General features: G+C 69.3%; 18 protein-coding genes. 1 reads left to right on the forward strand and 17 read right to left on the reverse strand.

What is annotated here, in order from left to right; translation table 11 throughout:
- Positions 1 to 5 precede the first annotated feature (5 nt).
- From ACOKM3_RS19115 to ACOKM3_RS19125, 3 genes are all read right to left on the reverse strand, one after another.
- Positions 6 to 809: an HAD family hydrolase gene (locus ACOKM3_RS19115; protein ID WP_426901988.1), complete on the reverse strand. Its 804-nt coding sequence runs from the start codon at positions 807 to 809 to the stop codon at positions 6 to 8.
- 157 nt (positions 810 to 966) lie between these two features.
- On the reverse strand, positions 967 to 2,169 hold the full coding sequence (locus tag ACOKM3_RS19120) for an FAD-dependent oxidoreductase (protein WP_426901989.1): 1,203 nt from the start codon (positions 2,167 to 2,169) through the stop codon (positions 967 to 969).
- A 71-nt stretch (positions 2,170 to 2,240) separates the two neighbouring features.
- Positions 2,241 to 3,491, reverse strand: a complete 1,251-nt coding sequence (locus ACOKM3_RS19125) for a carboxylate--amine ligase (protein ID WP_426906830.1) — start codon at positions 3,489 to 3,491, stop codon at positions 2,241 to 2,243.
- Between the two features lie 266 nt (positions 3,492 to 3,757).
- On the opposite strand from ACOKM3_RS19125, the gene fahA reads away from it, so the two are divergent.
- The gene (gene fahA, locus ACOKM3_RS19130; RefSeq protein WP_426901991.1) at positions 3,758 to 5,095 is read left to right on the forward strand and encodes a fumarylacetoacetase; all 1,338 of its coding nucleotides are present in this window, start codon (positions 3,758 to 3,760) and stop codon (positions 5,093 to 5,095) included.
- 116 nt (positions 5,096 to 5,211) lie between these two features.
- On the opposite strand, the gene recQ is transcribed toward fahA, so the two are convergent.
- The 14 genes from recQ to ACOKM3_RS19200 form a co-directional block, all read right to left on the reverse strand.
- A complete protein-coding gene (recQ, locus tag ACOKM3_RS19135; RefSeq protein WP_426901992.1) occupies positions 5,212 to 7,179 on the reverse strand; it encodes a DNA helicase RecQ in 1,968 nt (655 codons plus the stop codon).
- Between the two features lie 190 nt (positions 7,180 to 7,369).
- A complete protein-coding gene (gene nuoN / locus ACOKM3_RS19140; protein WP_426901994.1) occupies positions 7,370 to 9,034 on the reverse strand; it encodes an NADH-quinone oxidoreductase subunit NuoN in 1,665 nt (554 codons plus the stop codon).
- Positions 9,031 to 10,605, reverse strand: a complete 1,575-nt coding sequence (locus tag ACOKM3_RS19145) for an NADH-quinone oxidoreductase subunit M (RefSeq protein WP_426901996.1) — start codon at positions 10,603 to 10,605, stop codon at positions 9,031 to 9,033. The genes nuoN and ACOKM3_RS19145 overlap by 4 nt, the downstream gene beginning before the upstream one ends.
- Before the next feature lie 5 nt (positions 10,606 to 10,610).
- Entirely contained in the window at positions 10,611 to 12,506 is a 1,896-nt protein-coding gene (gene nuoL / locus ACOKM3_RS19150) for an NADH-quinone oxidoreductase subunit L (protein WP_426901998.1), read from the reverse strand.
- Positions 12,507 to 12,520: 14 nt separating this feature from the next.
- Positions 12,521 to 12,820 (reverse strand): NADH-quinone oxidoreductase subunit NuoK, encoded by a 300-nt coding sequence (gene nuoK, locus ACOKM3_RS19155; RefSeq protein WP_003974374.1) that lies wholly within the window; start codon positions 12,818 to 12,820, stop codon positions 12,521 to 12,523.
- Positions 12,817 to 13,644, reverse strand: a complete 828-nt coding sequence (locus ACOKM3_RS19160; RefSeq protein ID WP_426901999.1) for an NADH-quinone oxidoreductase subunit J — start codon at positions 13,642 to 13,644, stop codon at positions 12,817 to 12,819. The genes nuoK and ACOKM3_RS19160 overlap by 4 nt, the downstream gene beginning before the upstream one ends.
- On the reverse strand, positions 13,641 to 14,276 hold the full coding sequence (nuoI, locus tag ACOKM3_RS19165; RefSeq protein ID WP_426902001.1) for an NADH-quinone oxidoreductase subunit NuoI: 636 nt from the start codon (positions 14,274 to 14,276) through the stop codon (positions 13,641 to 13,643). Before nuoI ends, ACOKM3_RS19160 begins: the two co-directional genes overlap by 4 nt.
- A complete protein-coding gene (gene nuoH, locus ACOKM3_RS19170; protein WP_426906831.1) occupies positions 14,269 to 15,642 on the reverse strand; it encodes an NADH-quinone oxidoreductase subunit NuoH in 1,374 nt (457 codons plus the stop codon). Before nuoH ends, nuoI begins: the two co-directional genes overlap by 8 nt.
- A 23-nt stretch (positions 15,643 to 15,665) precedes the next feature.
- Positions 15,666 to 18,167, reverse strand: coding sequence for an NADH-quinone oxidoreductase subunit G (locus ACOKM3_RS19175; protein WP_426902003.1), 2,502 nt, complete (start codon positions 18,165 to 18,167; stop codon positions 15,666 to 15,668).
- The gene (gene nuoF, locus ACOKM3_RS19180) at positions 18,164 to 19,522 is read right to left on the reverse strand and encodes an NADH-quinone oxidoreductase subunit NuoF (protein ID WP_426902004.1); all 1,359 of its coding nucleotides are present in this window, start codon (positions 19,520 to 19,522) and stop codon (positions 18,164 to 18,166) included. The genes ACOKM3_RS19175 and nuoF overlap by 4 nt, the downstream gene beginning before the upstream one ends.
- The gene (nuoE, locus tag ACOKM3_RS19185; protein WP_426902006.1) at positions 19,522 to 20,382 is read right to left on the reverse strand and encodes an NADH-quinone oxidoreductase subunit NuoE; all 861 of its coding nucleotides are present in this window, start codon (positions 20,380 to 20,382) and stop codon (positions 19,522 to 19,524) included. Before nuoE ends, nuoF begins: the two co-directional genes overlap by 1 nt.
- Positions 20,379 to 21,701: an NADH-quinone oxidoreductase subunit D gene (locus ACOKM3_RS19190; RefSeq protein ID WP_426902008.1), complete on the reverse strand. Its 1,323-nt coding sequence runs from the start codon at positions 21,699 to 21,701 to the stop codon at positions 20,379 to 20,381. The genes nuoE and ACOKM3_RS19190 overlap by 4 nt, the downstream gene beginning before the upstream one ends.
- Positions 21,698 to 22,450 carry an NADH-quinone oxidoreductase subunit C gene (locus tag ACOKM3_RS19195; protein WP_426902010.1) on the reverse strand — a complete coding sequence of 251 codons (753 nt, stop codon included), beginning with the start codon at positions 22,448 to 22,450 and terminating at the stop codon, positions 21,698 to 21,700. Before ACOKM3_RS19195 ends, ACOKM3_RS19190 begins: the two co-directional genes overlap by 4 nt.
- Positions 22,447 to 23,001 (reverse strand): NuoB/complex I 20 kDa subunit family protein, encoded by a 555-nt coding sequence (locus ACOKM3_RS19200; RefSeq protein ID WP_006133126.1) that lies wholly within the window; start codon positions 22,999 to 23,001, stop codon positions 22,447 to 22,449. The genes ACOKM3_RS19195 and ACOKM3_RS19200 overlap by 4 nt, the downstream gene beginning before the upstream one ends.
- Positions 23,002 to 23,025: the final 24 nt, after the last annotated feature.

The following is a 23,025-nucleotide window of genomic DNA, read 5'->3' on the forward strand; positions in this document are numbered from 1 at the left end:
AGCCGTCAGCCGACGATCCGCTCGAGGACGGCCGCCACCCCGTCCTCCTCGTTCGACGAAGTCACCTCGTCGGCGACAGCCTTGAGCTCAGGATGCGCGTTGGCCACGGCCACCCCCCGCCCCGCCCAAGCGAACATCGGCACATCGTTCGGCATATCGCCGAAGGCAACCGTGTCGACGGCCCCCACCCCGAGCCGCCCCGCCGCAAGGCTCAGCCCGGTCGCCTTCGTCACGCCCCGCGGCTGCAGCTCGACCGTCCCGGGCCCGGACATCGTGACGGTGGCGAGCGGCCCCACCGCGGCCCTCGCCACCTCCGCCAACTCGTCGTCGGACAGCGACGGATGGCGCAGCAGCACCTTGCTGATCGGCTCGGCCCAGAGCGCCGCCCGCCCCCGGACCCGTACCGCCGGCAGCGTCGGATGCGGCATGAGGTAGCCGGGCTCGATGAGCGTGAGGCCCTCCACCCCGTCCTGGTCGACGGCCGCGTACACCTGTCCGACCTCGGCCTCGATCTTCCCGAGGGCCTGCTCGGCGAGGTCCCGGTCGATCGTCAGCGACCACAGCAGCCGGTCCCGTACGCCGTCGTACAGCTGCGCCCCCTGCGCGCACACGGCGAGTCCGCTCCCGCCGAGGTCGTCGAGGATCGGCTTCACGCGGGGCGCGGGCCGCCCCGTCACCACGATGTGCCGGGCGCCCGCGGCGACGGCCGCCGCCAGGGCGTCGCGGGTCCGGTCGGAGACCGTGTCGTCGGCGCGCAGCAGCGTGCCGTCCAGGTCAGTGGCGATGAGTGCATATGCGGGTGCGGACATGATCCGAAGAATACGGACCGGCCGTGCCCCCGACCCGTCGAGTACCGGCCACCCTGGCAGGATGCGGCCGGTCACGACGTGGTCGTGTCATCTGTTCGGGTTACGCCCCGGATCGGTCAACCGGAGCGTGCACACCGGTAGTTGCGGGTGACACCCGTCAACCGTGCGCCGACGCCAGATGCCGGGCGAGCCGCGGCGAGGCGAACTCCGTACCGCAGACGAAGCGCATGACAGGACCGTACGAGGACCCGCCCAGCATGCCCGTGAAGTACAGGCCGGGAACGGACGACACATAGCCGGCGCCGAGCCGCGGCGTGCCCCGGCTGGTGGCGAGCCGCGTGCGCAGCCCCTCCCCCAGGAACGGCATCGCCGCCAGGTCCACCCGATACCCCGTCGCCGCGATGACATGGTCGGCGGACAGCTCGTCGGCGCGGCCACCGAGCGTGCGCACGCTCAGGACGGGCGCCCCCTGGGACACCGTCACCCGCTCGATCGCCGCGACGTCGCGCACCGCGACCTTGCCCTCGAACCGCTCCTTCAGCCACCACGCGCCCAGCGGCCCGAGCACCCGCCGAACCAGGAAGTGCCGCGCCTGCGGCGGGAGATGGCGGTACGGATGCGGGTAGTACGTGAGCGCGTAGAGCGACCACGCGTTGCCGAACGGGGTCTCCGGGCGGAACTTCGGCTGCTGCCACGGCGGCGCCCCGAAGCGCACCCGGCCCTCGCCGCGCGCGACCACCTTCACGCTCGCGCCCGCCTCCGCCGCGAGCGCCGCCGTCTCCAGCGCGGACTGGCCCGCGCCGACGACGATCAGCTCCTTGCCCGCGAACCGCGACAGGTCGTGGTGCTGCGCGCTGTGCGAGACAGGGCCCGTGGGGGCGGGTCCGTCCGGCACGGCCGCGGCGAATTCCCCGGGCAGGTGCTCGAGGCCGGACAGGCCGGTCGCGACGACCACCGCCCGCGCCGTGAACTGCTCGCCCGAGTCCAGCTTCAGCTCGAAGCCCTCGCGCCCGCGCCGGTCCACGGAGACGACCCGCACCCGCTCGAGCTCGGGCACCAGCCTCTTCTGGAACCAGTCGCCGTACGCCACGAAGGTGTCGGCGGATATCAGGTCCTCGTCCGTGACGAGCCGCTTGATCCCCGCCGCGTCGCAGTAGTCGACCAGCTTGTGTCCGCGCTGCGGCGCGTCGATGTTCGACGCGGACGGCACCGACTTGAGGATCATGCCTTCGGGCATGTGCGAGCGCCAGCTCACCATGGGTTCCCCGAAGACCCTTACGGGTATCCCGCGCGCCCTCAAGTGCGCCGCGGTGGACAGGCCGTAGGGACCCGCCCCAATGACTGCTACCGGATGATTCACGAAGCCCCTCCCCAGGACGACGCCGTGTCGCGTACTTCGTCCACTTCGTTCCGGCCCGGCCGCCGGGCGTACTAGGCGACCGAACCGGTGCTGCTGCCGCGGCGGTTGGTCCGCCACAGCTGGTACAGATGCTTCGCCCCTGGCCGTGCGAGCCGGGCGAGCATCGTGAAGAACGGCCGCGGATCGTCGGCCGCCCACCACGCCAGCTCCGTGCCGCTCGCGCGGGACGGGGCGTGCGGGGTCGTATAGCCGCTGCGCCGGTACGCCAGCAGGGCCGGCAGGTCGATGTTCTCGACGACGTAGCGGTGTCCCGCCCGCTGTTCCCCCTCCGGAACGGTGCGGCCGGTGAGTGCGAGGTGCATGGCACGGACGACGTCGACGCCCGCCTCGTTCTCGAAGAGGCGGAACTGGGCGCCCATCCGCGGATTGAAATCGAGCAGCTTGTACTGTCCGTCGCGCCGGTCGAAGCGCAGGTCGAGGTCGATGATTCCGGTGAAGCCGATCTGTTTGATGAAACGTGCGGCGATGTCCGCGAGTTCCGGATTGTCGACGACGTACGCGTTCGCCGTCATGCCCGCGTGCGGCGGCCAGGAGCGGACCTTGACCCCGGTGAACATCGCGAGCGGCGTGGAATCCTGGTCGAAGTACGCGTGCACGATCCAGTCCTCGGCGTCCTCGCGCGGCAGATACTCCTGGAGGATCACGCCGGGCTTCTCGCCCCAGCCGAGGGCGAGTTGACGCAGTCCGTCCGGGGTCGCGATCCTCGTGGTCCCGTTGACGGCGGGCCGCGAGCGCCGTGTGAACGCCTCCCGGTTCTTCGCCACGACCGGAAACCGGGCCTTCACCGCGAACTCCTCGATGTCCGCGTACGACGCCGGGAACGCGGCCGTCGGCGACGGGATGCCGTGCTCCACGCACAGTTCGTGCAGCCCCTGCTTGCTCGCGAGGCGGCGCGGCAACTCCCGCTCCACCCGCGGGAAGAGCAGGCCCGCACCGGCGAGCGGGTCCTGGTGCTCGGCGATGAGGACGGCCGCCTCCTCGTCCGTCGGGATCAGTACCGTCGGCCGGCCGATCCTGCGGGCGGCGCGCAGCAGCCCCTCGACGAGCCGCTCCGGTTCCTCCGTGCCCGTCGTGCGCCAGGTGAAGGCCCGGCACAGATAGCGCGAGGCCGCCGCAGGCGTGTACCGGTCCTCCGTGATCGCGTACATCGGCACGCCGAGGCGCCCCAGACTGCGGATCGCGCCCACTCCTCCGTGGTGCAGCGGATAGTCGCCGAACTTGACGATCAGGCCCGGGACATCACTGTCCACGGCGAACGGCATGCCTCCGGCGCTGCCGTCACTCCCGGTGCTCCTGGCCACGGGTCCCCCCACGTGTCCCCCCTTGGACCCGGACCTAGATACAGGGCTCAGCCCCGTCCGTGCCCACCGGACAATGACGCTAAGCCGGAACCCACCACTCCATCAACGGGTCATTCGGACATTGCGAACTCTTTAGGCACTGCGGCGAACTGTCGTCTCCCCCGTCGCGAACCGGCGTCTCCCACGTAACGTGTGGCGCACCCGAATGGAAAGTGAGGCCCGCAGGCATGGCACCCGCAGCCACCTCCGAGTCCGAGTCCGCGTCCGAGCCCACCCCGCTCGACCGTCTCGACCCACTCGACCTTCCCGAAGGCCACCCCTTCGGCCCGCACAATCTTCCGTACGGAGTCTTCTCCCTCACCGACGCCGCCTCCGACAACTCCGGTGAATCGGGCGACGCTTCGGGCGGCGCTTCAGGCGGCGCCGGGCGCTCGGTGGGCGTCCGGATAGGGGATCACGTCCTGGACGCGGGCGGCGCCGCCGCGGCCCTCGGCTCCCCGTACGCCGCGCTCCTGGCCCGCCCGACCCTCAACCCCCTTCTGGCGGCCGGTCGTACGACCTGGTCCGACGTGCGCCGCGCCCTCACGGCCTGGGTCACGGTCCCGGCCCACCGCGAGGTCGTCCGCCCCTTCCTGCACCCCCTCTCCTCGGTCACCCTGCACCTCCCGTTCGAGGTCGCGGACTACGTCGACTTCTACGCGTCCGAGAACCACGCCTCGAACCTCGGCCGCCTCTTCCGCCCCGACGAGGAGCCCCTGAAGCCCAACTGGAAGCACCTGCCGGTGGGTTACCACGGCCGCTCCGGCACGGTCGTCGTCTCCGGCACGGACGTGGTGCGCCCCTCGGGCCAGCGCAAGGCCCCGACCGACCCGGCCCCGGTCTTCGGCCCGTCCGTCCGCCTCGACATCGAGACGGAGGTCGGCTACGTGGTCGGCGTCCCGTCGCGGCAGGGCACACCGGTCCCGCTCTCCTCCTACCGGGACCACGTCTTCGGCCTCTGTCTCCTCAACGACTGGTCGGCGCGCGACATCCAGAACTGGGAGACGGTGCCGCTCGGCCCGCACCTCGGCAAGTCGTTCGCGACGTCGATCTCCGCGTGGATCACCCCGCTCGAGGCCCTGGACGAGGCCCGCGTCCCCCCGCCCGAGCGGACGGTGCCGCTGCTCCCCTACCTGGACGACAGCGGCTCCGAGTCGACCGCCGACCCCGCAGGCTACGACCTGCGTATCTCGGTCACCCTCAACGGCCAGGTCATCTCCGAACCCCCCTTCTCCGGCATGTACTGGACGGGCGCCCAGATGCTCGCCCATATGACGGTCAACGGCGCCTCCCTGCGCACCGGCGACCTCTACGGCTCAGGCACGATCAGCGGCACGGAGGACAACGAGCGCGGCTCCCTGATCGAAATCACGTGGAACGGCCAACAGCCCCTCCCCCTCCCCGACGGCAAACGCGGCTTCCTGGAAGACGGCGACGTGGTCACCCTCTCTGCCTGGGCCCCCGGCCCGAACGGCGCGAGGGTCCAACTGGGCGAAGTGACGGGCCGCATCGTGCCGGGGGCCTGACACCGGCCTTCAAGCCCCTGCGACGGGCGAGCAGCGAGGGCCGGGCCATTTGAGCCCCGCTCTTCGGACGAGAGCCCGCGGGGCCCGGGGCAGAGCCCCGCGACCCCCACCCCGTGCTACCAGTCCACATCCTCCGGCACCGGCTCATCCTCCGGCGGCGGCTCCTGGCCCACATAATCGGGCCAGGGCTCGTCGCCCCGCCCCACCCCGGAGGGCCCGGCCTCCTGGGAGGTACCCGGCGCCGCGTCACCCCTAAGACCCGCCAAAACCCCAAGAACCCCTTCCCCCCACGTCGCCAACTTCTTCTCGCCGACCCCACCGATCGTGCCCAACTGGGCCAGAGACGTGGGCTGTTGAAGCGCGATCTCGCTGAGCGTCGCATTCTGGAAGATGACGTACGCCGGCACGCCGTGCTCCTTCGCCTGCGCCCCGCGCCAGGCCCGCAGCGCCTCGAAGACCGGCGCCACCTCCGCCGGCAGGTCGACCGCGGGCGACTTGCCCTTGCGCTCACGGGCCACCGCCGCCCGAGGCGCCGGCTTCGGCTCCTTGCGCAGCCGCACCTCCCGCTGCCGCCCCAGCACGGAACCGCTCTCCTCGGTGAGCACCAGCGTCCCGTACTCGCCCTCGACGGCGATGAGCCCCTGCGCCAGCAACTGCCGCACCACGCCCCGCCATTCGGTCTCGGCCAGCTCCTCGCCGATGCCGAAGACGGAGAGCTGGTCGTGGTCGAACTGGATGACCTTGGCGCTGCGCTTGCCGAGCAGGATGTCGATGATCTGGCCCGCGCCGAACTTCTGTCGCCGCTCCCTCTCCAGCCGCACCACGGTCGACAGGATCTTCTGCGCGGCGACCGTGCCGTCCCACGTCTCGGGCGGCGACAGGCACGTGTCGCAGTTGCCGCAGGACTCGGCGCCCTCCTGCCCGAAGTAGGTGAGCAGCTGGGCCCGGCGGCACTGCGCCGTCTCGCACAGCGCCAGCATCGAGTCGAGGTGGGCGGAGGCGCGGCGCCGGAACGCCTCGTCCCCCTCCCCCATGTTGATCAGCTTCCGCTGCTGCACCACGTCCTGCAGCCCGTACGCCATCCACGCCGTCGACGGCAGTCCGTCACGCCCGGCGCGGCCCGTCTCCTGGTAGTAGCCCTCGACGGACTTCGGCAGGTCGAGGTGGGCGACGAACCGTACGTCCGGCTTGTCGATGCCCATGCCGAACGCGATGGTCGCGCAGACGACGAGGCCCTCCTCGCGCAGGAACCGCGACTGGTGCCTCGCACGCGTGCCCGCGTCCAGGCCCGCGTGGTACGGCACCGCCTCGATCCCGTTGCGACTGAGGAACTCGGCGGTCGCCTCCACGGACTTGCGGGACAGGCAGTAGACGATGCCCGCGTCGCCCTCGTGCTCCTGCTTGAGGAAGCTGAGCAGCTGCTTCTTCGGGTCGGACTTGCCGACGATCCGGTACTGGATGTTGGGCCGGTCGAAGCTCGCCACGAAGTGCTTGGCGTCCGGCATGCCGAGGCGCTGGGTGATCTCCTGGTGCGTGGCGTGCGTCGCCGTGGCGGTCAGGGCGATGCGCGGCACGTCGGGCCAGTGCTGGCCGAGCACGGACAGGGTGAGGTAGTCGGGACGGAAGTCGTGGCCCCACTGCGCCACACAGTGCGCCTCGTCGATCGCGAAGAGGGAGATCTTGCCGCGGGAGAGCAGTCCGAGCGTGGAGTCGAGGCGCAGCCGCTCGGGCGCCAGATAGAGCAGGTCGAGCTCGCCCGCGAGGAACTCGGCCTCCACGAGGCGGCGCTCCTCGAAGTCCTGCGTCGAGTTCATGAATCCGGCGCGCACGCCGAGCGCCCGCAGCGCGTCCACCTGGTCCTGCATCAGCGCGATCAGCGGCGAGACGACGATCCCCGTACCGGCTCTGACCAGCGCCGGGATCTGGTAGCAGAGCGATTTGCCGCCACCGGTCGGCATGAGCACGACGGCGTCCCCACCGCCCACCACGTGATCGATGATCGCTTCCTGCTCGCCGCGGAAAGCGTCGTACCCGAAGACCCGGTGGAGCGTGGCTAGCGCCTCGCTCCCGGTCACCTCGCTCATACCCTGTGTCCCGTCCATCGCCCTGCCCCCGTGCGTCCAGCTCGTCTCGACTTCTCCAGTAACGATAGGGGTCCGGACTGACACCCCGGAAAGTTATCCACAGGCTGGGGGCATTCCCGGGACACATGAAGGCCCGGCCCCCTCTCAGGGACCGGGCCTCCACCATGCGCGACGGCGGCTGTACCGCCCGCTACCGCACGAACACCCCGGCCTGGCTCGCCAGATCCAGGAAGTACTGCGGCGCGAGCCCCAGCACGATCGTGACCGCGACGCCCACCCCGATCGTCGTCATGGTCAGCGGCGAGGGCACGGCCACGGTCGGGCCGTCCGTCTTCGGCTCGCTGAAGAACATGAGGACGATCACGCGGATGTAGAAGAACGCGGCGATCGCCGAGGACACGACACCGACCACGACGAGCGCGCCCGCGCCGCCCTCGGCCGCCGCCTTGAACACGGCGAACTTGCCCGCAAACCCGGAGGTGAGCGGGATACCGGCGAAGGCCAGCAGGAACACCGCGAAGACCGCCGCCACCAGCGGCGACCTGCGCCCGAGCCCCGCCCACTTCGACAGGTGCGTCGCCTCGCCCCCCGCGTCGCGCACCAGCGTCACCACGGCGAAGGCGCCGATGGTCACGAAGGAGTACGCGGCCAGGTAGAAGAGGACGGACGAGACCCCGTCGGGCGTCGTCGCGATGACACCGGCCAGGATGAAGCCGGCGTGCGCGATCGAGGAGTACGCGAGGAGCCGCTTGATGTCGGTCTGCGTGATCGCGACGATCGCGCCGCCCAGCATCGTGACGATGGCGACGGCCCACATGACAGGCCGCCAGTCCCAGCGCATCCCCGGCAGGACGACGTACAGCAGCCGCAGCAGCGCACCGAAGGCCGCGACCTTCGTGGCCGCCGCCATGAACCCGGTCACCGGCGTCGGCGCGCCCTGGTACACGTCCGGCGTCCACATGTGGAACGGGACGGCGCCGACCTTGAACAGCAGGCCCATGCCGACCAGCGCCATGCCGATCAGCAGCAGCGCGTCGTTGCCCATGGTGTCGGCGAGGGCCGGGTCCACGTTCTGGATCGAGCCGTCGACGACGCTCGCGATCGTGGCGTACGAGACGGAGCCCGCGTAGCCGTACAGGAGCGCGATGCCGAACAGGGTGAAGGCGGACGCGAAGGCGCCGAGCAGGAAGTACTTGACCGCGGCCTCCTGCGACATGAGCCGCTTGCGGCGGGCCACGGCGCACAGCAGGTACAGCGGCAGCGAGAAGACTTCCAGGGCGATGAACAGCGTCAGCAGGTCGTTCGCCGCCGGGAAGACCAGCATGCCGCCGATCGCGAAGAGCGCCAGCGGGAACACTTCGGTGGTGGTGAACCCGGCCTTTATGGCGGCCTTTTCACTGTCGCTGCCGGGCACGGAGGCGGCCTGCGCGGCGAACGAGTCGACGCGGTTGCCGTGCGCCTCCGGGTCGAGCCGCCGCTCGGCGAACGTGAAGATCGCGACGAGCCCGGACAGCAGGATGGTCCCTTGGAGGAACAGCGCCGGGCCGTCGACGGCGATCGCGCCCATGGCCGCGATGTGCGCCTTCGTCGTCCCGTACCCGCCGGCCGCGAGCCCCACGACCGCCGCGAAGGCGGCCGCGAGCGCGACGACCGAGAGGAACACCTGCACGTAGTAGCGGGACCGGCGCGGCACCAGGGCCTCGACCAGGATCCCCAGGACGGCGGCACCGATGACGATCAAGGTCGGCGACAATTGCGCGTACTCGATCTTCGGTGAGGGAATCTTGGAGATCCCCTCCTGAACAGGTGCGGCGGCGACTGTTGTCCACAGACTGTGGACGGCTGACGTGGTCACTTGTGAGCCGCCTCCACTTCCGGCTTCGGGTCCTTCTTGTGGACGTCGGACAGGGTGTGCTTGACCGCCGGGTTCACCAGCTCGGTGAGCGGCTTCGGGTAGACGCCGAGGAAGATCAGTACGCCGATCAGCGGGACGACGACCGCGAGTTCACGCACCCGCAGATCCGCGATGCCCTCGGTGGACGGCTTCACCGGGCCCGTCATGGTGCGCTGGTAGAGGACCAGCGTGTAGAGCGCGGCGAGCACGATGCCGAAGGTGGCGATGATGCCGATCACCGGGTAGCGCGTGAACGTGCCGACCAGGACCAGGAATTCGCTCACGAAGGGCGCGAGGCCCGGCAGCGAGAGAGTGGCGAGGCCGCCGATCAGGAACGTACCGGCTAGCACCGGGGCGACCTTCTGCACGCCTCCGTAGTCCGCGATGAGCCGCGAGCCGCGCCGCGAGATCAGGAAGCCGGCGACCAGCATCAGCGCCGCCGTCGAGATCCCGTGGTTGACCATGTAGAGCGTCGCGCCGGACTGGCCCTGGCTGGTCATCGCGAAGATGCCCATGATGATGAAGCCGAAGTGCGAGATCGACGCGAAGGCGATCAGGCGCTTGATGTCGCGCTGGCCGACCGCGACCAGCGCCCCGTAGACGATGCTGATGAGCGCGAGCACCAGGATCACCGGCGTCGCCCACTTGCTCGCCTCCGGGAACAGCTGGAGGCAGAAGCGGAGCATCGCGAACGTGCCGACCTTGTCGACGACTGCCGTGATGAGTACGGCGACCGGGGTGGTGGCCTCCCCCATCGCGTTCGGCAGCCAGGTGTGCAGCGGCCACAGCGGGGCCTTCACCGCGAAGGCGAAGAAGAAGCCCAGGAAGAGCAGGCGCTCGGTGTTGGTCGCCATGTCGAGCGAGCCGTTGGCCCGCGCGGCGGCGATCTCCTGGAGCGAGAAGTTCCCCGCCACTACGTAGAGGCCGATGACGGCCGCCAGCATAATGAGGCCGCCGACCAGGTTGTAGAGGAGGAACTTGACGGCCGCGTACGAGCGTTGGGTCGCGGCCTCCTTCTCGCCGTGCCGGCCGGCCCGGTCCCCGAAGCCGCCGATGAGGAAGTACATCGGGATGAGCATGGCTTCGAAGAAGATGTAGAAGAGGAAGACGTCGGTGGCCTCGAAGGAGATGATCACCATCGCCTCGACGAGGAGGATCAGGGCGAAGAAGCCCTGGGTCGGCCGCCACCGGGTGTTTCCGGTCTCCTGCGGGTCGGCGTCGTGCCAGCCCGCGAGGATCACGAACGGGATCAGCAGCGCGGTCAGCGCGATGAGCGCCACCGCGATGCCGTCCACACCCAGTTCGTAGCGGACGCCGAAGTCCGCGATCCACGCGTGGGATTCGGTCAGTTGGAAGCGGCCGCCGCCCGGGTCGAAGCGGACCGCGACCACCGCCGCGAGCACCAGGGTGGCGAGCGAGAACAGCAGCGCGAGCCACTTGGCCGCGGTGCGCTGCTTCGCCGGCACGGCGGCCGTGGCGATCGCGCCCACGGCCGGCAGTACCGCCGTCGCTGTCAGCAGAGGAAAGGACATCGGTATCAGACCGCCCTCATCAGCAGGGTCACCGCGGCGATGACCGCCGCGCCGCCGAACATCGAGACGGCGTACGAGCGCACGTAGCCGTTCTGGAGTTTGCGCAGCCGACCGGAGAGGCCGCCGACCGAGGCCGCCGTCCCGTTGACCACCCCGTCGACCAAGGTGTGGTCGACGTATACGAGGGAGCGCGTCAGGTGCTCACCGCCGCGCACCAGGACGACGTGGTTGAAGTCGTCCTGGAGCAGGTCACGCCGTGCGGCGCGGGTGAGCAGCGAGCCGCGCGGGGCGACGGCGGGAACCTCGCGGCGCCCGTACTGGACCCAGGCGAGCGCCACACCGATCACCAGGCACACCATGGTGGCTCCGGTGACCACGCCCGCGCTGATGGGCGCGTGCCCGTGGTCGTGCCCGGTGACGGGCTCCAGCCAGTGCAGGAAGCGGTCCCCGATGGAGAAGAAGCCACCGGCGAAGACCGAGCCGACCGCGAGCACGATCATCGGGATCGTCATGGACGAGGGCGACTCGTGCGGGTGCGGCTCGTGGCCCTCGGCGTCCGGCTGCCAGCGCTTCTCGCCGAAGAAGGTCATGATCATCACGCGGGTCATGTAGAACGCGGTGATGGCCGCGCCGAGCAGGGCGACAGAGCCGAGGATCCAGCCCTCCGTGCCGCCCTTGGCGAACGCCGCCTCGATGATCTTGTCCTTGGAGAAGAAGCCGGACAGGCCCGGGAAGCCGATGATCGCCAGATACCCGAGGCCGAACGTCACGAAGGTGACCGGCATGTACTTCCGCAGGCCGCCGAACTTCCGCATGTCGACCTCGTCGTTCATGCCGTGCATGACCGAACCGGCGCCGAGGAACAGGCCCGCCTTGAAGAAGCCGTGCGTGACCAGGTGCATGATCGCGAACACATAGCCGATGGGGCCGAGGCCCGCGGCGAGGATCATGTAGCCGATCTGCGACATCGTCGAGCCGGCGAGCGCCTTCTTGATGTCGTCCTTGGCACAACCGACGATCGCACCGAACAGCAGCGTGACCGCGCCGACGATGGTGACGACGAGCTGTGCGTCCGGCGCCCCGTTGAAGATGGCCCCGGAGCGCACGATCAGGTAGACGCCCGCGGTCACCATGGTCGCGGCGTGGATGAGGGCCGAGACCGGGGTCGGGCCCTCCATCGCGTCCCCGAGCCAGGACTGCAGCGGCACCTGCGCCGACTTGCCGCACGCGGCGAGCAGCAGCATCAGACCGATCGCGGTGAGCTTGCCCTCGGAGGTGCCACCGACGCTGTCGAGCACCGGCTTGAAGGCGAACGTCCCGAAGGTCGTGAACATCAACATGATGGCGATGGACAGGCCCATGTCGCCGACCCTGTTGACCAGGAACGCCTTCTTCGCGGCCGTGGCCGCGCTGGGCTTGTGCTGCCAGAAGCCGATGAGGAGGTACGAGGCGAGGCCCACGCCCTCCCAGCCGACGTACAGCAGCAGGTAGTTGTTGGCGATGACCAGGAGGAGCATCGCTGCGACGAACAGGTTCAGGTAGCCGAAGAAGCGGCGGCGCCGCTCGTCGTGCTCCATGTAGCCGATCGAGTACAGGTGGATCAGCGTGCCCACGCCGGAGATCAGCAGGACGAACGTCATCGACAGCTGGTCCAGCTGGAAGGCGACGTCCGCCTGGAAACCCTCGACGGGGATCCAGCTGAACAGGTGCTGGCTGAGCGTGCGATCCTCCGGGCCCCTACCGAGCATGTCGGTGAAGAGCACGACGGCGATCACGAAGGAGACGGCCGCGAGCAGTGTGCCGAGCAGATGACCCACCCGGTCCAACGCCCGCCCGCCGCACAGCAGTACGGCCGCTCCGAGCAGTGGCGCTGCGACGAGCAGCGCAATCAGGTTCTCCACGATTCAGCGACCCCTTACAGCTTCATCAGGCTGGCGTCGTCGACCGAGGCCGAGTGGCGGGAACGGAACAGCGACACGATGATCGCGAGCCCCACCACGACCTCGGCGGCGGCGACGACCATCGTGAAGAACGCGATGATCTGGCCGTCGAGATTGCCGTGCATCCGGGAGAACGCGACGAACGCGAGGTTGCACGCGTTCAGCATCAGCTCGATGCACATGAACACGACGATCGCGTTCCGCCTGATGAGCACGCCGGTGGCGCCGATCGTGAACAACAGGGCGGCGAGATACAGGTAGTTGACCGGATTCACTTCGAAGCCTCCTCGGCCCGGTCGCGGTCCGAGCGCTCCAGGCGGTCGGACGACCGCTGCTCCAGAGCCTTCAGATCGCTCATCGCCTCACCGGAGACATCCCGGATCTGACCGCGCTCGCGCAGCGTCTGCATGACCGTGAGCTCCGAGGGGGTGCCGTCGGGCAGCAGGCCTGCGATGTCCACCGCGTTGTGCCGGGCGTAGACACCCGGGGCGGGCAGCGGCGGGAGGTGCTTGCCCTCGCGCACGCGCTCCTCCGCCAACTCGCGCTGAGTCTTGGCCCGTTCGGTGCGCTCGCGGTGCGTGAGCACCATCGCGCCGACAGTGGCCGTGATCAGCAGGGCGCCGGTGATCTCGAAGGCGAAGACGTACTTGGAGAAGATGAGGGCCGCCAGGCCCTCCACGTTCCCCCCGGCGTTCGCCTTGCCGAGTCCGTTGAACTGCTTCAGCGAGGCCTGGCCGATGCCCGCGATGAGCAGCACCCCGAAGCCGAGCCCACACAGGGCGGCGAGCCAGCGCTGCCCCTTGATGGTCTCCGTCAGGGAGTCGGCCGCGGTGACGCCGACGAGCATCACCACGAAGAGGAACAGCATCATGATCGCGCCCGTGTAGACGACGATCTGCACGATGCCCAGGAAGTACGCCCCGTTGGCGAGGTAGAAGATCGCCAGGATGATCATGGTGCCGGCCAGGCACAGGGCGCTGTGCACGGCCTTCTTCATCAGGATCGTGCACAGGGCGCCGATGACGGCGACCGTGCCGAGGATCCAGAACTGGAAGGCCTCACCGGTGGACGTGACCGAGGCCGCGAGCTGCGCACTCATACATCCACCTCCTCTGCCTCTTCAGAGGCCGCCTCGTCGGGCTTCTCGCCCTTGGAGACGGCCACTTGGGGCTCCGTGCCGGGCGCCGCCTCGGTGACGAGACCCCGGTAGTAGTCCTGCTCGTCCATGCCAGGGAAGATCGAGTGCGGGCTGTCGACCATGCCCTCTTCGAGCCCGGCGAGCAGTTGCTCCTTGGTGTAGATGAGGTTGGCGCGGCTGCTGTCGGCCAGCTCGAACTCGTTCGTCATCGTCAGCGCGCGCGTGGGGCACGCCTCGATGCACAGTCCGCACAGAATGCAGCGGGCGTAGTTGATCTGGTAGACGCGGCCGTAGCGCTCACCCGGCGAGTAGCGCTCCTCCTCGGTGTTGTCCGCGCCCTCCACGTAGATCGCGTCCGCCGGGCAGGCCCAGGCGCACAACTCGCAGCCGACGCACTTCTCCAGGCCGTCCGGATGGCGGTTGAGCTGATGCCTGCCGTGGAAGCGGGGAGCAGTGGTCTTCGGTTGCTCCGGGTACTGCTCGGTCAGCCGCTTCTTGAACATGGCCTTGAAGGTCACGCCGAAGCCGGCGACGGGGTTCTGGAACCCCGGCTCGGTGTCCTTCTGCTGGCCGGAGTCGGTCTCGTCAGCCATCGGACGCCTCCTTTCCATCGTGAGATCCGCCAAGCGACTCGTCACTCTGAGTATCGGGGCCACCACTGACAATCAGCTCCCGCTCCCGACGGGAGCGCCTGCGCGGAACGGGCGGCAGCGTCTGTCCGGGCAGGGGCGGCACGGGGAACCCGCCCGCCATCGGGTCGAAGGCAGCGGGCTCCTCGGCGGCCTCCCGCTGCTTGGCCCCGCGGTCGCGGTACATGTCCACGACGAACGACAGGACCAGGACCACAAGGATCGCGGCGCCGACGTACAAGGCGATGGTGGTGAAGTCGTAGTTCTCGTTGCGCAGCGTCCGTACGGTCGCCACCAGCATCAGCCACACCACGGAGACCGGGATGAGGACCTTCCAGCCGAGCTTCATCAGCTGGTCGTAGCGGACGCGTGGCAGCGTGCCGCGCAGCCAGATGAAGAAGAACAGCAGCAGCTGCACCTTGATGACGAACCAGAGCATCGGCCACCAGCCGTGGTTCGCGCCCTCCCAGAACGTGGAGATGGGCCACGGTGCCCGCCAGCCGCCCAGGAAGAGCGTCACCGACACCGCCGAGACCGTCACCATGTTCACGTACTCGGCGAGCATGAACATCGCGAACTTGATGGACGAGTACTCGGTGTTGAAGCCGCCGACGAGGTCACCCTCGGACTCCGGCATGTCGAACGGTGCGCGGTTCGTCTCGCCGACCATCGTCACGATGTAGATCAGGAACGAGACGGGCAGCAGGACGATGTACCAGCGGTCGTGCTGCTGGGCGACGATCTCCGAGGTCGACATCGAGCCCGAGTACAGGAACACCGACGCGAAGGCCGCGCCCATCGCGATCTCGTACGAGATCATCTGCGCGCAGGACCGCAGGCCGCCGAGCAGCGGGTACGTCGACCCGGACGACCAGCCCGCGAGGACGATGCCGTAGATGCCGACGGAGGCGACCGCGAGGATGTAGAGCATCGCGATCGGCAGGTCGGTGAGCTGCATCGTCGTGCGGTGGCCGAAGATCGAGATCTCGTTGCCCGCCGGTCCGAACGGGATCACGGCGATCGCCATGAAGGCGGGGATCGCCGCGACGACCGGAGCAAGGATGTAGACCACCTTGTCCGCACGCTTGACGACCACGTCTTCCTTGAGCATCAGCTTGATGCCGTCGGCGAGCGACTGGAGCATGCCCCAGGGGCCGTGCCGGTTCGGGCCGATGCGCAGCTGCATCCAGGCGACGACCTTGCGCTCCCACACGATGGAGAACAGCACGGTCACCATCAGGAAGGCGAAGCAGAAGACCGCCTTGACGACGACGAGCCACCAGGGGTCGCGGCCGAACATGGAGAGGTCTTCCAGCGCCAGTGGGCTCAGTGTCGGGCTCAGTGCCATGGGACTCATGACTGCACCTCCGGGGATCCGGCGGCGACGGCCGGGCCGATCTTCACCAGGTCGCCGGGGACGGCCCCCGTGTCCGAAGCGACGCCGCCGCCCTCGGAGTTGAGCGGCAGCCACACGACGCGGTCGGGCATCTCGGTGACCTGGAGCGGGAACGCGACGCTGCCCAGCGCCCCGGTGACCGTCAGCACGTCGCCGTCCTTCACGCCCGCCTCCGCGGCGGTCGTGGCGGACACGCGCGCGAGGGCGGCGTGCCGGGTCCCGGCGAGCGCGTCGTCGCCCTCCTGGAGGCGGCCCAGGTCGAGCAGCAGCCGGTGTCCTGCGAGGACCGCCTCTCCGGAGGAGGGGCGCGGCAGCTGGCCCGACGTCTCCAGGGGCTCCGTGGCGTGCGGCCCGTCCCAGTTGCCCAGGCGGTCCAACTCGCCGCGCAGCGAGCGCAGATCGGGGAGCCCCAAGTGGACGTCCATGGCGTCCGCCACCATCTGCAGCACGCGCGCGTCCGTGGGCGCGACCCGCCGCGTCATCTGGTCGGGCTTCAGCGCGGCCTCGAACATCCGGGCGCGCCCCTCCCAGTTGAGGAACGTGCCCGCCTTCTCGGCGACCGCGGCCACCGGAAGGACGACGTCTGCGTGGTCGGTGACCTCGCTGGGCCGCTGCTCCAGGGAGATCAGGAAGCCCACCTCGTGAAGGGCTTCACGCGCGCGTGCCGGGGACGGCAGGTCGGCGACCTCGACCCCGGCCACCACAAGGGCCCCCAGTTCACCGGTGGCCGCGGCCTCCACGATCTGCCCGGTGTCCCGCCCGAAGCGGTGCGGCAGTTCGGCCACACCCCAGGCGGCGGCGACCTGGTCCCGCGCGCGCGGGTCGGTCGCGGGCCGGCCGCCCGGCAGCAGCGACGGCAGCGCGCCCGCCTCGACGGCGCCGCGCTCACCCGCCCTGCGCGGGATCCACACCAGCTCGGCCCCCGTCGCGGACGCGGCCCGTACGGCGGCGGTGAGACCGCCCGACACGGCCGCGACCCGCTCACCGACGACGATCACGGCGCCTTCGCCGCGCAGCGCCTGCGCGGCGTCCGCTCCGGCGCCTTCGAGGCCGACACCGGAGGCGAGGGCGTCCAGCCACTCTGGCTCGGTGCCGGGAGCGGCGGGCAGCAGCGTGCCACCCGCCTTCTCCAGGCCGCGCGTCGCATACGTAGAAAGCGAGTAGACCTTCTGTCCGTGTCCCCGCCACGCCTTGCGGAGCTTGAGGAAGACGCCGGGCGCCTCCTCCTCCGACTCGAACCCGACAAGGAGGACCGCGGGCGCCTTCTCGAGCGCCTTGTACGTGACCCCACTGCCGTCCAGGTCGCGGCCGCGACCGGCGACGCGTGCCGCCAGGAAGTCGGCTTCCTCGCTGCTGTGCACGCGCGCGCGGAAGTCGATGTCGTTCGTGTCGAGGGCGACGCGTGCGAACTTGCTGTACGCGTAGGCGTCCTCGACGGTGAGGCGGCCACCGGTGAGGACACCGGTGCGGCCACGGGCGGCGGCGAGCCCGCGCGCGGCGGTCTCCAGCGCCTCCGGCCAGGAAGCGGGCCGCAGTTCACCGCTCTCCGCGTCCCGTACGAGGGGGTTGGTGAGCCGGTCGGGCTTCTGCGCGTAACGGAAACCGAAGCGGCCCTTGTCGCAGATCCACTCCTCGTTGACCTCGGGGTCGTTGGCCGCGAGCCGGCGCATCACCTTGCCGCGCCGGTGGTCGGTGCGGGTCGCGCAGCCGCCGGAGCAGTGCTCGCACACGCTCGGCGACGACACCAGGTCGAAGGGGCGGGAGCGGAACCGGTACGCCGCCGAGGTCAGCGCGCCGACCGGGCAGATCTGGATGGTGTTCCCGGAGAAGTACGACTCGAAGGGGTCGCCCTCACCCGTGCCGACCTGCTGGAGCGCGCCGCGCTCGATCAGCTCGATCATCGGGTCGCCCGCGATCTGGTTGGAGAACCGGGTGCAGCGCGCGCACAGCACGCACCGCTCACGGTCGAGCAGCACCTGCTTCGAGATCGGGACCGGCTTCTCGTAGGTGCGCTTCTTGCCCTCGAAGCGCGAGTCGGCCTGGCCGTGCGACATGGCCTGGTTCTGCAGCGGGCACTCGCCGCCCTTGTCGCAGACCGGGCAGTCGAGGGGGTGGTTGATGAGCAGCAGCTCCATGACCCCCTTCTGCGCCTTTTCGGCGACCGGGGAGGAGAGCTGGCTCTTGACCACCATGCCGTCGGTGCAGGTGATGGTGCAGGACGCCATCGGCTTGCGCTGGCCCTCCACCTCCACGATGCACTGCCGACAGGCGCCGGCCGGGTCGAGCAGCGGGTGGTCGCAGAAGCGCGGGATCTCGATGCCGAGCATCTCGGCGGCCCGGATGACCAGGGTCCCCTTCGGGACGCTGATCTCGATGCCGTCGATCGTCAGGGACACGAGGTCTTCCGGCGGGATCGCCGCCTCGCCGCCCCCGGAGGGAGCGCTAGTGGTCACAGTCATGCGTTCACCTCCGTGCGGTGCTTGTCGGCCCAGAGCGTCGACCGGGCCGGGTCGAAGGGGCAGGCCTTGCCCGTGATGTGCTGCTCGTACTCGTCGCGGAAGTACTTGAGCGAGGAGAAGATCGGCGAGGCGGCGCCGTCGCCGAGGGCGCAGAACGACTTGCCGTTGATGTTGTCGGCGATGTCGTTCAGCTTGTCGAGGTCGGACATCGTGCCCTTGCCGGCCTCGATGTCCCGCAGCAACTGCACGAGCCAGTACGTTCCTTCACGGCACGGCGTGCACTTGCCGCAGGACTCGTGGGCGTAGAACTCGGTCCACCTTGTGACCGCGCGCACGACGCAGGTCGTCTCGTCGAAGCACTGCAACGCCTTGGTGCCGAGCATCGACCCGGCGGCGCCGACACCCTCGTAATCAAGGGGTACGTCGAGGTGCTCCTCGGTGAACATCGGCGTCGAACTGCCGCCGGGGGTCCAGAACTTGAGGCGGTGGCCCGGCCGCATGCCGCCGCTCATGTCGAGCAGCTGGCGCAGCGTGATGCCGAGCGGGGCCTCGTACTGGCCGGGGCTCGCGACGTGGCCGCTCAGCGAGTAGAGCGTGAAGCCCGGGGACTTCTCGCTCCCCATCGATTTGAACCAGTCCTTGCCCCGATTGATGATTGCGGGAACCGACGCGATGGACTCGACGTTGTTCACCACAGTGGGGCAGGCGTAGAGGCCCGCGACCGCAGGGAAAGGGGGACGGAGTCGCGGCTGACCACGGCGGCCTTCGAGCGAGTCCAGGAGTGCGGTCTCCTCACCACAGATGTACGCGCCCGCGCCGGCGTGCACGGTGAGTTCAAGGTTGAGACCGCTGCCGAGGATGTTCTGCCCGAGATACCCCGCGGCGTAGGCCTCGCGCACGGCCTCGTGCAAGCGCCGCAGTACGGGGACCACTTCACCGCGCAAGTAGATGAACGCGTGCTCCGAACGGATCGCGTAACAGGCGATGACGATGCCCTCGATGAGGCTATGCGGATTGGCGAAGAGGAGCGGGATGTCCTTGCAGGTCCCCGGCTCCGATTCGTCGGCGTTGACAACTAGATAGTGCGGTTTGCCGTCTCCCTGCGGGATGAACTGCCACTTCATCCCCGTCGGGAATCCGGCGCCACCACGCCCGCGGAGCCCCGCGTCCTTCACATACGCGATCAGGTCGTCCGGTGCCATGGCGAGGGCCTTTCGCAGCCCCTCGTATCCCTCGTGCCGGCGATACACATCCAAAGACCAGGACTTGTCCTGGTCCCAGAAAGCCGACAGGACCGGAGAGAGCAGCTTCTCCGGGCTGGTGTCGTTGTTCTCGACTTCGGCTGCCAAGGTCATCACTCCCCCTCCTCGGCGGTCGGTCCCGCTGGGTGGGACGGGTCGGAGGCCGATGTGTCCTGCGGCGCGTCGTGCGAGCTCAAGTGCTCGGTGGGCGACGGGTCGTGGGGCGCTTCGCCCTCGATGCCCTCGCCGCGCGGGTGGACCACGCGCGCGGGCTCCGTCTCGCCCTTGGCCAGGCGGAGCCCGATCAGCGAGGCGGGCCCGGCGCTGCCGCCGGCGTCGACGGCGCCGGGGCGCTCGTCGGGGAACCCGGCCAGGATGCGCGCGGTCTCCTTGAAGGTGCACAGGGGAGCGCCGCGCGTGGGTGACACCTCGGACCCGGTGCGCAGGTCGTCGACGAGCTGCCTGGCGGTCTCGGGCGTCTGGTTGTCGAAGAACTCCCAGTTGACCATCACCACGGGAGCGAAGTCACAAGCTGCGTTGCACTCGATGTGCTCCAGCGTGATCTTGCCGTCGTCCGTGGTGCCGTTGTTGCCGACGCCGAGGTGCTCCTGGAGCGACTCGAAGATGGCGTCGCCGCCCATGACGGCGCACAACGTGTTGGTGCAGACGCCCACTTGGTAGTCGCCGCTCGGCTTCCTGCGGTACATCGTGTAGAAGGTCGCGACGGCCGTGACCTCGGCGGTGGTCAAGCCGAGCATGTCCGCGCAGAACTGCATTCCGGTGCGCGTGACATGGCCTTCCTCCGACTGCACGAGGTGCAGCAGCGGAAGCAGCGCCGAGCGGGAGCCGGGGTAGCGGGAGATGATCTCCTTCGCGTCGGCCTCCAGGCGGGTTCGGACGTCGTCCGGGTACGCGGGCGCGGGCAGCTGTGGCATGCCCAGACTTACGCCCTGCTCCGAAGAACTGGTGGTCACCGGTCGACGCCTCCCATCACGGGGTCGATGGACGCGACGGCGACGATGACGTCGGCGACCTGGCCGCCCTCGCACATCGCCGCCATGGCCTGAAGGTTGGTGAAGGACGGGTCGCGGTAGTGGACCCTGAACGGGCGGGTGCCGCCGTCGGACACCGCGTGCACGCCGAGCTCGCCCTTGGGCGACTCCACGGCCGCGTACGTCTGTCCGGGCGGGACGCGGAAGCCCTCGGTCACCAGCTTGAAGTGGTGGATGAGGGCCTCCATGGAGGTGCCCATGATGTTCTTGATGTGGTCGAGCGAGTTGCCGAGACCGTCCGGGCCGAGGGCCAGTTGGGCGGGCCAGGCGATCTTCTTGTCCCCGACCATGACCGGGCCCGGCTCCAGGCGGTCCAGGCACTGCTCGACGATGCGCAGCGACTGGCGCATCTCCTCCAGGCGGATCAGGAAGCGCCCGTAGGAGTCGCAGGTGTCGGCGGTCGGGATGTCGAAGTCGTAGTTCTCGTAGCCGCAGTACGGCTGCGCCTTGCGCAGGTCGTGCGGCAGGCCGGCGGAGCGCAGGATCGGTCCTGTGGCGCCGAGGGCCATGCAGCCCGCGAGGTCGAGGTAGCCGACGTCCTGCATACGGGCCTTGAAGATGGGGTTCCCGGTGGCGAGCTTGTCGTACTCGGGAAGGTTCTTCTTCATCTTCTTCACGAACTCGCGGAGCTGGTCCACCGCGCCGGGCGGCAGGTCCTGGGCGAGTCCGCCGGGCCGGATGTACGCGTGGTTCATGCGCAGGCCGGTGATCAACTCGTAGATGTCGAGAACGAGTTCACGATCGCGGAAGCCGTAGATCATGATCGTGGTCGCGCCGAGCTCCATGCCGCCGGTGGCGATGGCCACCAGGTGCGAGGACAACCGGTTCAGCTCCATGAGGAGCACGCGGATGATGTTGGCGCGGTCCGGGATCTCGTCCTCGATGCCGAGGAGCTTCTCGACGGCGAGACAGTACGCCGTCTCGTTGTAGAACGGCGTCAGGTAGTCCATGCGCGTCACGAACGTGGTGCCCTGCGTCCACGTGCGGTACTCGAGGTTCTTCTCGATGCCGGTGTGGAGGTAGCCGATGCCGCAGCGGGCCTCGGTGACCGTCTCGCCGTCGATCTCCAGGATCAGGCGCAACACACCGTGTGTGGACGGGTGTTGGGGGCCCATGTTGACGATGATGCGCTCGTCGTCGGACTTGACCGCGGCCTCGGCGATCTCGTCCCAGTCACCTCCGGTGACCGTGTAGACGGTGCCTTCCGTGGTCGCGCGCGGGGTTGCGTGGGGAGTTGTCACGAGTACGACCTCCGCTGGTCCGGAGCCGGGATCTGGGCGCCCTTGTACTCGACGGGGATGCCGCCGAGGGGATAGTCCTTGCGCTGCGGGAAGCCCTGCCAGTCGTCCGGCATCATGATCCGCGTCAGCGCGGGGTGGCCGTCGAAGATGAGCCCGAAGAAGTCGTAGGCCTCGCGCTCGTGCCAGTCGTTCGTCGGATACACCGGGACCAGGGACGGGATGTGCGGGTCCGCGTCGGGCACGGAGACCTCGAGGCGGATCAGCCGGTTGTGGGTGATCGAGCGCAGGTGGTAGACGGCGTGCAGCTCGCGGCCCTTGTCCCCGGGGTAGTGCACCGCCGAGACCCCCGTGCACAGTTCGAAGCGCAGGGCCGGGTCGTCGCGCAGGGTGCGGGCGACGCGGACCAGGTGCTCGCGCTCGATGTGGAAGGTGAGCTCGTCGCGGTCGACGACCGTCTTGTCGATGGCGTTCTCGGGGACGAGGTCCTGTTCCTCCAGGGCGCCCTCCAGCTCGTCCGCCACCTCGTCGAACCAGCCGCCGTAGGGGCGGGAGGATTCGCCGGGGAGCCGGACCGAGCGGACGAGGCCGCCGTAGCCGGAGGTGTCGCCGCCGTTGTTGGCGCCGAACATGCCGCGCTGGACGCGGATCTCCTCGCCCTGGTCCCCGCGCTGGCCCGGGAGGTTGGCAGCGCTGAGGTCCTTTTCGGGGTTGACCCCGTTCGATCCCTTGTCGCTGTGCGCGTCGCTCACCGCAGCAGCCCCTTCATCTCGATCGTCGGGAGCGCCTTGAGCGCCGCTTCCTCCGCCTCACGGGCCGCCTCCTCGGCGTTCACGCCGAGCTTGGAGGACTGGATCTTCTGATGGAGCTTGAGAATCGCGTCCATCAGCATCTCGGGCCGGGGCGGGCAGCCGGGCAGATAGATGTCGACCGGGACGACATGGTCGACGCCCTGCACGATCGCGTAGTTGTTGAACATCCCGCCCGACGAGGCGCAGACGCCCATGGAGATGACCCACTTGGGGTTCGGCATCTGGTCATAGACCTGGCGAAGGACGGGCGCCATCTTCTGGCTCACCCGCCCGGCCACGATCATCAGGTCCGCCTGGCGGGGCGATCCGCGGAAGACCTCCATGCCGAACCGTGCCAGGTCGTAGCGGCCCGCGCCCGTCGTCATCATTTCGATGGCGCAGCAGGCGAGGCCGAACGTGGCAGGAAAGACGGACGACTTGCGCACCCAGCCCGCGGCCTGCTCGACGGTGGTCAGCAGGAATCCGCTCGGCAGCTTTTCTTCGAGTCCCATTGGTCTGTGGCTCCTGGTCTCCCC

This window comes from Streptomyces nidicola (assembly GCF_050106155.1).
In the GTDB taxonomy this organism is placed as follows: domain Bacteria; phylum Actinomycetota; class Actinomycetes; order Streptomycetales; family Streptomycetaceae; genus Streptomyces.